This is a genomic window from Psychrobacter sp. P11F6, assembly GCF_001435295.1.
In the GTDB taxonomy this organism is placed as follows: Bacteria; Pseudomonadota; Gammaproteobacteria; order Pseudomonadales; family Moraxellaceae; genus Psychrobacter.
Genome location: NZ_CM003594.1, coordinates 16,438 through 30,079, shown reverse-complemented (window position 1 = coordinate 30,079; position 13,642 = coordinate 16,438). Strand labels below are relative to the sequence as shown.

The 13,642-nt window shown below is 43.2% G+C and carries 10 protein-coding genes and 1 pseudogene; 7 read left to right on the top strand and 4 right to left on the bottom strand.

Annotated features, from left to right (window positions below; genetic code table 11):
• Positions 1-137: 137 nt before the first annotated feature.
• The 4 genes from AK822_RS00115 to AK822_RS00100 all read left to right on the top strand — a co-directional run bounded on the left by AK822_RS00115 (position 138) and on the right by AK822_RS00100 (position 3,994).
• Complete coding sequence (locus tag AK822_RS00115; RefSeq protein WP_060490131.1) at positions 138-1,115, top strand: zinc-binding dehydrogenase; 978 nt, start codon at positions 138-140, stop codon at positions 1,113-1,115.
• 88 nt (positions 1,116-1,203) lie between these two features.
• Positions 1,204-2,208 (top strand): oxidoreductase, encoded by a 1,005-nt coding sequence (locus tag AK822_RS00110; RefSeq protein WP_060490130.1) that lies wholly within the window; start codon positions 1,204-1,206, stop codon positions 2,206-2,208.
• A gap of 321 nt (positions 2,209-2,529) precedes the next feature.
• Positions 2,530-3,741, top strand: a complete 1,212-nt coding sequence (locus AK822_RS00105; protein WP_060490129.1) for a hypothetical protein — start codon at positions 2,530-2,532, stop codon at positions 3,739-3,741.
• Between the two features lie 70 nt (positions 3,742-3,811).
• Positions 3,812-3,994 (top strand): hypothetical protein, encoded by a 183-nt coding sequence (locus AK822_RS00100; protein ID WP_060490128.1) that lies wholly within the window; start codon positions 3,812-3,814, stop codon positions 3,992-3,994.
• 142 nt (positions 3,995-4,136) lie between these two features.
• On the opposite strand, the pseudogene AK822_RS15225 reads toward AK822_RS00100, so the two are convergent.
• The 4 genes and pseudogenes from AK822_RS15225 to guaA all read right to left on the bottom strand — a co-directional run.
• A pseudogene (locus AK822_RS15225) lies at positions 4,137-4,211 on the bottom strand (hypothetical protein); the annotation flags it as partial.
• 73 nt (positions 4,212-4,284) lie between these two features.
• Complete coding sequence (locus AK822_RS15070) at positions 4,285-5,100, bottom strand: hypothetical protein (protein ID WP_157292325.1); 816 nt, start codon at positions 5,098-5,100, stop codon at positions 4,285-4,287.
• Between the two features lie 42 nt (positions 5,101-5,142).
• The gene (locus AK822_RS00090) at positions 5,143-5,829 is read right to left on the bottom strand and encodes a zinc ribbon domain-containing protein (protein WP_060490126.1); all 687 of its coding nucleotides are present in this window, start codon (positions 5,827-5,829) and stop codon (positions 5,143-5,145) included.
• Between the two features lie 370 nt (positions 5,830-6,199).
• Complete coding sequence (gene guaA / locus AK822_RS00085) at positions 6,200-7,795, bottom strand: glutamine-hydrolyzing GMP synthase (protein WP_060490125.1); 1,596 nt, start codon at positions 7,793-7,795, stop codon at positions 6,200-6,202.
• Positions 7,796-8,410: 615 nt separating this feature from the next.
• On the opposite strand from guaA, the gene AK822_RS00080 reads away from it, so the two are divergent.
• From AK822_RS00080 to AK822_RS00070, 3 genes are all read left to right on the top strand, one after another.
• Positions 8,411-10,168, top strand: a complete 1,758-nt coding sequence (locus AK822_RS00080; RefSeq protein WP_060490124.1) for an FAD-binding oxidoreductase — start codon at positions 8,411-8,413, stop codon at positions 10,166-10,168.
• A gap of 80 nt (positions 10,169-10,248) precedes the next feature.
• The gene (locus tag AK822_RS00075) at positions 10,249-11,910 is read left to right on the top strand and encodes a glycerol-3-phosphate dehydrogenase/oxidase (protein ID WP_060490123.1); all 1,662 of its coding nucleotides are present in this window, start codon (positions 10,249-10,251) and stop codon (positions 11,908-11,910) included.
• 163 nt (positions 11,911-12,073) lie between these two features.
• Positions 12,074-13,642: an FGGY-family carbohydrate kinase gene (locus AK822_RS00070; protein ID WP_060490122.1), complete on the top strand. Its 1,569-nt coding sequence runs from the start codon at positions 12,074-12,076 to the stop codon at positions 13,640-13,642.

The following is a 13,642-nucleotide window of genomic DNA, read 5'->3' as shown; positions in this document are numbered from 1 at the left end:
TATCATGCTTTACTACTTATGCTTTACTACACGCGATACGAGCAACGCATAACATTCCTTAACTAAAGTAACATTGAGGGTACTGAGACAAACTTGTTACTGTTGCTCACAACTTAAAAACAATAAAGGAAATGATTATGCGTAGCGCAACTTATAGTACCTTCGGTAAACCATCTGACGTTCTCAGTTTAGGTGACACGCCTATTCCTGAACCAAAAGCCAATGAAGTCCGAGTCAAAATGGTACTCGCCTCTATCCACAACCATGATTTATTAACCATTCGCGGTCAATATGGCTTTAAACCTGAGCTGCCAGCGGTTGGTGGTAGCGAAGCGGTTGGCATTATCGATGCCGTCGGTCAGGATGTCAAAGACTTAAAAGTGGGTCAGCGCGTGGCAGCGGCGAGCGTACAAGCGACATGGGCAGAGTATTTTGTCGCCTCAAAAGACATGGTATTCGTCATGCCTAATAGCTTAGAGGACGAAATGGCGGCGCAGCTCATTGCGATGCCACTCAGCGCGCTGATGCTGATTGAGTTTTTAGCACTAAAAAGCGGTCAGTGGGTGATTCATAATGCTGCCAATGGCGCGGTAGGGAAATCGCTCGCCATGCTAGCCGCCGCGCGTGGTATTAACACCCTTAATGTCGTGAGAAGTGGCGATGCTATCAAGGAATTAGAAGCACTGGGTATCAAGCATAATATCAACACCTCAGATGACGACTGGAAAGACCAAGTAAAAGACATCCTTGGTGATGAGAAAATCAGTGCCGCGGTTGATTCTATCGGTGGTGACTCAAGTAATGATCTGCTGGCGTTACTGGGTCATGGGGGCACATTGGCATCGTTTGGCATCATGTCAGGCAAACCAATGGTACTAGATCCAACCCATATTATTTTTAAACAAGCGACGATCAAAGGCTTTTGGGGTAGCAAAATCAGTCAAGAAATGAGCGTTGAAAACAAACAGCGCTTGATTGATGAGCTAATCGAACGTGCTAACGATGGCAATTTAAAACTGCCCGTTGAAGCGACGTTTGATTTAGCAGATATCGTCAAGGCCGTCGATGGTAAATTGCAGGCAAGTAAAAATGGTAAGGTGTTGTTAAAAGCATAAATGACTGTCTTACATACATCGATGTAGTTGCAAATGATGTACGTGCAAGTAAAAACACACACCAAAAAACCTCACTAGGAATAATATGATGTCTAATAATAAAACCTTTAGAGCCTTAGTCGTCGAAGAAAATACCGACGGCACCTTTAGCAAAAGTATTCAAGAACGCAACATCAGCGACTTGCCAGAAAATGACTTGTTGATAGAAGTACATTATTCCTCGTTAAATTTCAAAGATGCGATGTCGGCATCAGGCAATAAAAGAATCACCAGACAATATCCGCATACCCCCGGTATTGATGCAGCAGGCGTCGTTGTCAGCGACAAATCAGGCACGTTTACCACAGGGCAAGAAGTATTGGTATTTGGCTATGATTTGGGCATGGATACGGGTGGCGGTCTGGGTCAGATAATCTCTATCCCTGCCGATTGGGCATTGCCCTGCCCAGAAACGCTGACGTTAAAAGAAGCAATGACTTACGGTACGGGCGGCTTAACCGCAGCACTCAGTATCCAAAAATTAGAAAAAATGGGTGCAAAACCCAGTGATGGTCCAGTCGCGGTAACTGGTGCAACGGGCGGCGTAGGTACAATCAGTATCGCTATCTTAAAGCAGCTTGGCTATGAAGTGATTGCATTCTCAGGTAAGCCAGAGCAAAGCGAGCATTTAAAAGAGCTTGGAGCGAGTGAAGTGCGTCATCGCGATACCATCAATGAAATCGGTAACAAGCCTATTGGTCGTGAACTGTGGGCAAATGCCATTGATACCATTGGCGGTGACTACTTACCAAACCTGCTAAAGCAAACCAAATCTGGCGGTGCGGTGACCAGTTGTGGCCTAGCCAGCGGCGCTGAGTTTTCGATGTCAGTGATACCTTTTATCACCCGTGCGGTGTCACTATTGGGTATCGATTCGGTCTATATTCCACTGGCTGACAAAGAAGCTATTTGGAAACGTGTTGCGACTGATATGAAACTGCCTAATCTAGAGAGCTATGGTGAAGAAATTACACTAGAGCAAACGCCAGAATACCTAGATCGCTTTATGTCTAGCAAAGTGGTTGGACGTTATGTGGTGAATGTGAAGGGGTAGTTAGCATTTGGTTTAAAACTAATTTTCATAAAAAAAGCAGCATCTCTTTTGAAATGCTGCTTTTTTAAAGTTAAAAAATTAATAGAATAACTACCAACTACTTATATGCCTTTGATAGCTATGTAATTTTTTATAGTGATTACATTGGATATATAATATACAATATTAGAAATATGCATAATAAACCTCTTGCATAAGTCATCGCTAGCCCTTATAACTCCCTCAGTGGAAGTCAATGAACTGGTACTTTTGCCAGAGGTCTAATAGACTTGAGACCTTTATATATTTCACTTCAGTTTTTTCTCTAAAAAGGTCTAGTTCATGAAAGAAAAAATAAATACCTTTTATAGAAAAATAAAAATACAACCAATAAGAATGATGCTAAGTATATTTTTTTATTTGATGAAATTAGCAGAAACTATAGTTGTAAATATACTCTCTCACGGGTTTTTTAATTTTTTTGTAGTTATTTCGCAATTGTTTTTAGGTGCTATGATTGGAGCAAAGTTAGGATCTATAATAGGGAGTAATTCAGATTATGTTTTTTATTCTTTTTCTGGATTGAAAATTTTTTGGAATGATACAGCAATATATATAAAAATTACAATATATTTTGTTTTAATTATTTCATCCCTTAAAGCATATGCAGATACACGATATCTATCTATAGAAAGAAAATCTAGAAAGAGGAGACTCGAACAAGAGCGATTATTACCAACAGAGAGTTACTTTGTTACAACTTACCCTAAAGCTGTTAAAAAAGCTCTAGAATACGGACGCTTAATTGATCAGAAGGAAGAGGATGCTCTAATTGTTGTGACTAATATCCTTCAACTTATCCGTAAGTTGGCATCAGAATATGAAAGTTTACAAAGTGATACTATAAGTGTTAATCTAATGATAGTGATGAGAGTTGACGAATCGAAAACTTATATAGAAAAAAACTGGAGCAATATTTCCATATTTTTCGATGGCGCTAATGCTGACTCTGCATGCTCGCAAATCGACGCAGTATTAGTACCGTTTGCTGTATCACATAAAGACTCTACTAGAAACTTTATAGAAGAGGAATCTAGAGGGGACAAATCCAAGTTATATCTCCCTGTGGTTGAAGATAACTCCGATGAAAAAACAAAGCAACGGGTGATTGGTGCTCCAGAAGCCTTCTCTACAAATCATTACCAATATTACCCAGACTTCTTGCACAGTGTTAATGACTGGTTGTTCAAGGAACAGAAAAGACACATAAATAAATCACAAGCAGATTCACTTTACGAGTACTATTTTAACGATAGTTCTGCACGTTCCTTATTATCTATACCTATCAATGCACCTTATGCAAGAAGTTATTCTAACGGTAACGAGCTGACAGCACCTCCTACTTTGGCTGTCCTAAACATTTATGCTAGACATAATTGTCTATTGAGAGGTAATCCTACGATTTATATTAGTTTAATCGAGCCTCTTTTGGATACTCTTTCTTATGCTCTTGATATGTATCTTTTTGGAGTTGGAGCTGAAGAAGCCGACTAACCTACAACATATTAGTACTTTTGAATTTGTAGATAACCTACTCCCTATATTTTGTAAATAGGAGAAAATAATGTCTAAAACTATTGAACATCAAAAAACTGTTACTGTAATGGTAGTTGAAAGAGATAAATCTCCTCATATAAAACGTGTGCCAGCACCAGTAAGAAAGTTAGAGTATTCTGATAATACTGCTAAAACATCTCGAATACGCCATATACCGAATATAGCACTAGCTAAAGCTATTTTTGGTTAGATCTACCATTCATGTAATATTTATATGATGAGTAATTCAAAGTTACTTATTGCATATAGTAAGTAGCTCAATTTTCAAAGAGTAAAAAAGCCCACGTTATCGTGGGCTTTTTTTATGACTAATAGCAGTACTCAAAGAAAAACTACTCCCACTCAATCGTTGCAGGCGGCTTGCTCGATACATCATAAGTCACGCGTGATATCTTAGCAATTGTATTCGCAGTTAGATAAAGATGAAATAAAGATGGAGCAAATGACTTTCAAACGCAGCCATTTTTACGTTATCAACACCTAGCCACACGCCCAGTCAAACTGACTATTCAGCAAATCAATTTGCCCATTACCACCGCCCATATTGGCATCGCCAAGCGTTTCTTCAAACTCAATATAAAAAGGGCTAAATTCTGGTATCGCTTGAATGGGATTGGCCGTACCACCAAAATGACTTTTTGCATGAAACCTATCAAGCTTTAACATCTTACCTTTTTCAGAGAACATCGGAATATAGGCATTTCCATCATCTTCATCTGGCCACTCATCAAGCATTTTTCCGACATTAGGATCATCTATTCGGACAACGTGCTTAATAAACTGAGCGGGTTCATCTTTGGCAAAGCAAGTGCTACTCCACTCTTCAATCTCATAATTTGGATATATACTATCTTCTTTATTAGGCAGTGCTGTCGCTTCACCTTCAAACTCCTCCTTGGTTAGCCAAATCAATGTCCAGCCACCACCAATAATATCTTCAAGATAGATTTCTTGAGGGTGACGATAGTTAGCATAGCGACTCAGTGACGCCCAAAAATTCTCAGCGTCTGTATAATTCACCTCAGTGAGGTTAGCAATCATATCTTCAACACCGTCTACCCTATCTTCAACATGATCATCCGCTTGAAAAAGTGATATTGCCACGAGATCTTTCCCTTTTACGCGATACGCTTCAGGCACTAATATCGTCCATAAGTGCGCCATCGGTAGACCGTTAATCCTGCTTCGCGGCCATTGATCCGTGGTGATGCCGACTGGGCGACCAAAATCCCAACCTTGCCCATGATCTTTATCCGTGAGTTCCAAATCATATGCTTGTTTTAATGGTTCCATCACTTTTGTCTCGCCTCCTTAGATTAACCTTATTTATTAGAGGTACTACACCAACCAATACCACTCAGGCGCAAACAAATAGGACATACCCATAGATAGCAATACTGATAATATGCTACCCACAATGGCGCCAACCCATGACGTACCACCCTTTGCCGCTAACTCCTGTTCGACCGTCGCTGGGTCAGCTGTATTACTCATGACTTTTTTTATATTTTTGACGCTGTGACTAAAGTAAAAATAATTACCTAAAAGTCCTGTCAGTACTGCCCATGCGACAAAAAAGCTGGTTTGACCTATAGAGCTATACGCCTCCATACCGAGCAGATGCATTAAGACTAAATCAACTGCATTAATGCCAAGTACAATAAAAAAAGCGACTAGATACATTTTACGATAGCACAACCAAGACGTTCCCAGGAGAAGTCCAGCCAAATTAAAACTGTGTATACTAGAGCCATCATTATTAACCTCTAAGCGTGGCTCGCTGTCCTTAAACCATTTGTCACGATAAAAACTGTCATACTTTTCACCGACGAAAGTCGCTAATAAAGCATCAGCACTTTCAGAGCTGGAAGCCAACTGATTTTGCGGGATTTGCGCATCTTTAGAAATATTAACCGCCGTTAATGGTGGCGGTGTTTGTGCTTGAACGTCAGAGAGCTGATGCCCACATTTTGAACAAAATCCTGCCTCGCTTGAATTTTCTTGATTACAGTTATTACAAAACATCTTATCCCTTAATTTTACTAAATACTGAACGGTTGATAGGCTTATCTCGACTTTAATAAATAATAGCCAATTAAAGTTGACACTATTATAGATAATAAAGACAAATGTTCAATGAAAAATTAGAGGATTCTTAGTTGCCTGTTTGTTTTAACCAAAAAAAGCACCCAACCAAGTTGAGTGCTTTTTTATCGCTATATTGAACTAATCTAATTCTTGATTAGTCGTATATCAACTCATAAAACATGAGTTGAAAAGCTATTTAGATAAGTTTACGTAGTCTAAAATGGTAACAAGGCAACCGAGCGCAGATAGTACGTGTTTGTACATCTAGCTAGGTTAATACCGTTACCGTTTAGAATACTTAAACGGTTTATTCCCACTCAATCGTCGCTGGTGGCTTGCTAGATACATCATAAGTCACGCGTGAAACTTCAGCGATTTCATTCATAATGCGATTCGATACCGTCTCAATCAAATCATACGGCAGATGCGCAAAGCGCGCGGTCATAAAGTCTACGGTCTCAACCGCACGTAGCGCAATCACCCACGCATAGCGGCGACCATCACCGACCACGCCAACTGATTTGATCGGTTGGAATACCGCAAATGCTTGCGCGGTCTTCTCATACCAGCCTGAACGCTCAAGCTCTTCCATAAAGATAGCATCAGCAGCACGCAAGATATCAGCGAATTCTTTGGTCACTTCGCCCAAGATACGCACGCCCAAACCCGGTCCTGGGAACGGATGACGGTTAATCATCTTCGCTGGTAGACCAAGGGTAATACCCAATTTACGCACTTCATCTTTAAACAAATCGCGTAATGGCTCAACCAACTCAAATGCCAAATCATCTGGCAAACCGCCTACATTATGGTGACTCTTAATCACGTGGGCTTTACCTTGATGCGACTTCGCTGATTCAATCACGTCTGGATAAATCGTACCTTGCGCCAAGAATTCGATGACTTTACCATCGCTTTGCTCACTGACTTCACGAGCACTATTAGCGAATACATCGATAAAGGTTTTACCGATGATTTTACGTTTGGCTTCCGGATCAGACTCGCCAGCCAATGCCGTCAAGAATAACTCTTCAGCATCAACACGAATCACTTTTACGCCCATGTTTTCAGCGAAGATTTGCATCACTTGGTCGCCTTCGTGCAGACGCAAAAGACCAGTATCAACAAACACACAGGTTAATTGATCGCCAATGGCTTTATGCAATAATGCTGCGACGACTGAACTGTCCACACCACCTGAAAGACCAAGTAATACTTGCTTATCACCGATTTGCTTTTTCAGTTGCTCAATACGCATATCGATGATGTTATCAGGCGTCCAGCTACCCGCGCAGCCACAGATTTCATGGACGAAACGTCCTAGCAGTGCAGAACCTTGCGCGGTATGTGTGACTTCAGGGTGGAACTGAAGACCGTAATAGTGACGCGAATCATCTGCCATAATCGCAATCGGGCAGCTTGGCGTACTAGCGACGATATCGAAGCCTTGTGGGGCATCGACCACTTTATCGCCATGACTCATCCACACATTTAGCTTCGCTGCTGCGTCTTCGATACCATCAGTCAGCGTTGATTTGCCATCGATATTGATGGTTGCTGCGCCAAATTCATGGATGTCACTGGCGTGAACTTTACCACCGAAGCGCTCTGCCATCGCTTGCATACCATAGCAGATACCCAATACTGGTACGCCTAGATCAAATACGGCATCATTGATGCGTGGGCTGTCATCTGCGTGGACGCTCTCAGGACCGCCAGATAAGATAACGCCTTTTGCGCCAAAATCGATAATGCGCTGAGTGTCGATATCATAAGGGAACATCTCACAAAATACCCCAGAATCACGGACACGGCGGGCGATAAGCTGGCTGTACTGTGAGCCAAAATCGAGAATTAAGATGCGATCTTCTTTAATAGTAGGAACGTTGGCAGCAGTTGTCATAACGTAGTGTCCATCAATAAATAAATTGGTGCGCTATTTTAACAAGTTTGAGCAGTCTATTGGTTATAAAAATACGCTAATCTGCTAACTGGTATATAAATCTATAGCTCATCAGTATAAACCTCTACTTTATTTCATCAATGAATGCATTTCTTCTATATTTTTCTACATCTAGGTAGCGATGATAAGGCACTGTAGAGTAATCAACAGAATAAAAACGCGATTAATTGACCTAATGCTTTTATAGGCAACGCCTAAATTCTGGTTCAAGCATTATTACAAATAAGTGTTATTACAAAGCAGCCATTATACTTTTTTACCTAGCATTCTACAGAGAAGCTTGTATCAGTATCGCCTATGACTACCGTATATTATTAGGCAACACGTAGACTTCACCCGAAACCTTCTCTAGCTTAGTCTCACCGCATTGGTATTTTTATATGTTAAATTTTATTGGTGTTATTTGGCACTACTTAGCGCATAGACTGATGGTTTTGGTGGAGAATAAAGAATTAGTAAGTCGGAACAGCACACCAATCGTTGTTGACTAATGTACAGAAAACAGTTACTTATTATAGTCACAGATAATCATAATAAATTGACAGGTATGTCCCTATGAGCAAAATCAAAGCCCTTATCCGAAAACGCCCTAAATCTGACCCGTCTAAAGCTATTTCAGTCAATTCTGATAACCAAAATACCAATAACACCAGTATAGACGCCGCCTTAAAAGGTCATACGGCAAATACCCCAATCGAGCAAACGCGCTGGAATGGCTGGGGCAATATCAATATTAATAAAAAAGTCTCAGCGCACGGGGCGAAACTGATCAAATCGCACATTGGTAAAACCAAAAAACTATCATCAGTGAGCTTACAGCAAGTACTTAAAACCGTCCCCAAATCCCGCTTGCCTGTTGCTATGACTGAGCTTGATACCGTATCTGTCGATAACGAAGTAAGACTTAGACATGCTCGTGGCCAAAGCTTTCCAGACTGGATAGCGATGCACGGTGGCGACTTTGAAGTCTTTCCTGATGGGGTCGCTTTTCCTGAATCGACCGCTGATGTCGAAACCTTATTAAAGCTAGCGAGCGAGCACGACCTCATCGTCATTCCTTTTGGCGGTGGCACTTCAGTAGCGGGTCATATCAATCCACAAAAAGGCTCACGCCCCGTATTGACCATCGCCATGAGCAAGATGGCTCAGCTGATTGATTTAGACAGTGAGAGCCAAATTGCTACTTTTGGCGCAGGTACACAAGGGCCAGCAGTCGAAGCACAACTGGACGCACACGGCTACCGCTTGGGACATTATCCTCAGTCTTGGGAGCTATCGACACTTGGCGGCTGGATTGCAGCGCGCTCTAGTGGTCAGCAGTCGTTAGGCTACGGACGCATCGAGCAGATGTTTGCCGGTGGTACGTTGGTGACGCCACAAGGCGTGCTCAATATTGCGGATATTCCAGCGTCAGCGGCAGGACCTGATCTGCGTGAAATGATGATGGGCACCGAAGGCCGCGCTGGTATTTTTACGACAGTCAAAATGCGGGTACAACCACAACCCGAAGAAGAGCTGTTTAAAGTTGCTTTTTTACCGAACTGGGCAGCGGGTAAAGAAGTGCTCAGACAAGCCGTACAAAAAAATATTCAATTATCAATGCTACGCCTAAGCAATGCGGTCGAGACTGACGCGCATCTACATTTAGGTACTACGCCTAGCCAGTTTATGGCGATTAGCACTTATCTTAAAGCGCGCGGACTCAGCTCAGATAAAGTCATGCTCACTTATGGCATTTCAGGGGATAAAGCACAGAATAAACTGGCACTGACGCAGTTTAATAAGCTATTAAAGCAGCACGGTAGTGTCACGGGTAAAATAACCGATATCATGGGCAGTGTGTGGGCGCATGGACGCTTTAAATTTCCATATCTACGTGGCACTTTATGGGAAAAAGGCATCATGGTCGATACCTTTGAGACCGCAACCAACTGGAATCATATCGACGAGCAGATGCAGCAGATGCAAGAAGCGGTGAAAAACGCTCTGGCAGAGGAAGGCGAAAACGTCATGGCCTTTACTCATATCTCGCATGTCTATAAACAAGGTGCCAGTCTTTATACCACCTACTTCTTTAGAGCAGCACAAGACCACGCTAGTACCTTAAGCCGCTGGCAAAAAATCAAACATGCCGCCAGTTCAAGTTTAGCCAATGGCACAGCGACGATATCGCATCAGCATGGTGTTGGTCGCGATCATGCCCCGTACCTTGCTGCCGAAAAAGGTAAGCTCGGTATTCAAGTAACCCATGATATGCTGAAAAGCCTAGACCCTGAACAGCGTATGAACCCAGGCGTTTTAATCGAAGATTAAAAGGTAGCTACAGTCTGACCAGATGACTTAGCAATACTGAGTCACTGATTAATTTGAGTATCATTTGAGATGAGTCGGTTATGAACCAAGCCAATCAGCAACGCCAGCAAGCATTAGCGCCTTTATCTTGGCGCTCGTCTCAAGAGGAACCTTGGGATATGCTCATCATCGGTGGCGGCATTACTGGCGCTGGCATTGCTCGCGAAGCAGCACGGCGCGGCTTAGCAGTTTTATTAATTGAGCAAAAAGACTTTGCGTGGGGCACGTCCAGCCGCTCAAGTAAAATGGTACATGGCGGGCTACGCTATATTGCTTCGGGTGATTATAAGACGACCTTGCTTAGCGTGCGTGAACGTGAGCGCATGCTCAGTGAAGCAAAAGGTCTGGTCAACGAGATGCATTACGTCATGCCGCATTATAAAGGCAAGTTTCCACCGCCATGGATATTCAATACCCTGCTACGTGTCTACGATGGATTGGCGGGCAAACGCTATTCTAAATACTTTAAAAAAGACGCTTTTTTACAGCTTAATCCGCACATCAAACAAGATAAGTTTTTAGGAGCCAGTCAGTTTAGTGATGCAGTGACCGATGACTCACGCCTTGTGATGCGGGTACTTGATGAGGCGATTAATGATGGCGCGCAGGCGATTAACTACCTTAAAGCTGAGTCATTAATTACTAATGAGCAAGGCTTGGTGGTTGGCGCTACTCTATTAGATACTTCTGCTGAATATAGCAATCATACTTACGATATTCATGCCAAAGTGGTGGTTAGTGCCACGGGGGCTTGGGCTGATACCTTACGAATGCAAGCAAGCAAACAAACAGAACAAAGCTTTCATAAGCAAATTCGCCCGTCGCGTGGCAGCCATCTGGTGGTCAGTCAAGAGCGCCTACCGTTGCAGCAAGCCTATACTTTTTTGCACCCTATCGACAAAAGAGCCGTCTTTGTCTTTCCATGGGAAAACCGTACCGTCCTTGGTACCACCGATTTGGATCATCCGCCATTAGACGATAACGAAGTCGGTATCACTAATGAAGAGGTGGATTACCTATTGGCAGCGACCAATAATCTCTTTGATAATGTAGACATTAGCCGCAAGGATGTCATCAGCTCATGGGCAGGCGTGCGTCCACTGATTTCTGACGGCGGTGATGGTAAGCGCGTCAGCCCGAGTAAAGAAAAACGCGACCATAGCGTTTGGTTGGATAATAATTTAGTGACCGTCAGTGGCGGCAAATTAACCACCTTTCGCCTAATCGCCCTTGATGTACTGAAAGTTTGTCAAAAGGTGCTCGAACTTGATGAGTCAGCTACTCAAGATAATGTCTCATATAGCAGCCAAGTCTTTAGTAATCAACCGCCAACCAATCCCAAGTTTTCAACCCTAACACCACTATTGCAACAACGCTTGCAAGGGTTTTACGGTCTACAGCTTGATACCTTATTAGAATTAGCGCATGACGATGATTTGGCTTATGTGACCGATAGCAACACCATTTGGGCGGAAATCCGTTTTGCGGCGCATTATGAGCAAGTCATTCACTTGGACGATTTGTTACTGCGACGCACGCGCCTAGGATTGATACTGCCACATGGCGCGATGACCCCGCTGATTAGTGCAAGACTGAAGCAAATATGTCAGCAGGAACTGGGCTGGGATCAGCAAAAATGGCAGCAAGAAGTTGAACGCTATACCCAATTATGGCAATGCTATTATCATTTGCCAGCGGCTTAGCGCTTTTTTATATTGTATTAATAGCAAATGCTACTGGTTTAAGTTTTCCTTGCTTGCTATGCCTACGCAGACAGAGGCTGCGGAAAACTTACCCCAGTAGCACACTATAATCATCGTATTTTTATTGAGCTATATATCTATTCCCACATAGTTAAGGATGACTATGACCAACCACTTTGATGCCCCTATTTATTTCTTAGCTATCGACAATGGCACCCAAAGCGTTAGAGCGCTGATCTTTGATCAATTCGGTAGCGAGATTGCCAAAGCCCGCGTTATTATCGAGCCGTATTTTTCAACGCAGCCAAATTTTGCGGAGCAACATGCCGATTATTATTGGCAAAAATTAAGCGAGGCTTGCCAGCAGTTATGGCAAACCTGTGATATTACGCCCGAGCAAATTGCCGGCGTCAGCCTCGCCACTCAGCGCTATACCATGATATGTTTGGATAAAGACAAGCAGCCGCTACGTCCCGCTATTGTGTGGATGGATTTGCGTCGCGGCGAGAACAATGACATAGGCTTTCTAGGTCCACTCACCAAAGTCATCGGTATGAACGAGTTGGTACAAGAGGCGCAGCAAAAAGCACGCTGTAACTGGCTTGCGCATCATGAACCAGAAATGTGGGCAAAAACCGCTCATTACGTCAATTTATCCGCGTACCTCACCTATCAGCTCACAGGCGAGTTGATAGACTCAAGCGGTCACGCCCTCGGTTACCTGCCTTATGATTACAAAGCGCAAGCTTGGTTTAAGCCAAACAACATTAAATGGCGACTATTTAATTGCCGACTAGAGCAAATGCCCAAGCTTGTTGCACCGGGGAAAAAGCTCGGTAGTATTAGTGCAAAAGCAGCTAAAGCTACTGGTATTTTAGAAGGCACGCCGATGATCGCTGCCGCCAGTGACAAGGCTTGCGAAGCATTGGGTTCCGCTGGAATCGCAGCAGACACCGCCTGTTTAAGCTTTGGCACCACCGCGACTATTAATACCACGTCGAGCAATTACGTCGAAATCCTTAAGCACATGCCCGCCTACACTGCCGCTGCGCCGAATTACTATAATCATGAATATATGATCTATCGCGGCTTTTGGATGGTCAGTTGGTTTAAAGAGCAATTTTCCCACTATGAAGAGCACCTAGCAAAGACCCAAGGCATCGATACCGAAAAACTCCTCGATCAAGCGATAAAAGACATTCCAGCGGGCTGTATGGGTTTGATGATGCAGCCATACTGGTCGCCAGGTGTGCGTCATCCGGGTCTTGAAGGCAAGGGTGCGCTCATTGGATTTGGCGACGTACACACGCGAGCGCATGTTTATCGAGCTATATTAGAAGGGCTCGCTTACGAGCTAAAACTAGGCTTCGATACTATTGAAAAACGCACAGGCAAAGCTATTAAACACTTGCGTGTTTCTGGTGGCGGCTCACAAAGTGACTCAGCGATGCAGCTCACCGCCGATATCTTCGGTATGCCCGCTTACCGGCCGCATACTTATGAAGCCTCAGGCTTAGGCGCGGCTATCAATTGTGCAGTAGGGCTTGGCGTTTATCCTGACCATTTAACCGCCACTCAGGCCATGACCCATTTGGGTGATGAGTTCGTTCCTATTGACGCCAACGTCCAGCTCTACAAGCGCTTATATAATGAAGTCTACCTGAAAATGTATGAGCGCTTAAAACCTTTATACCAAAGCATTCAGGACATTACTGGTTATCCTGCTAAATGA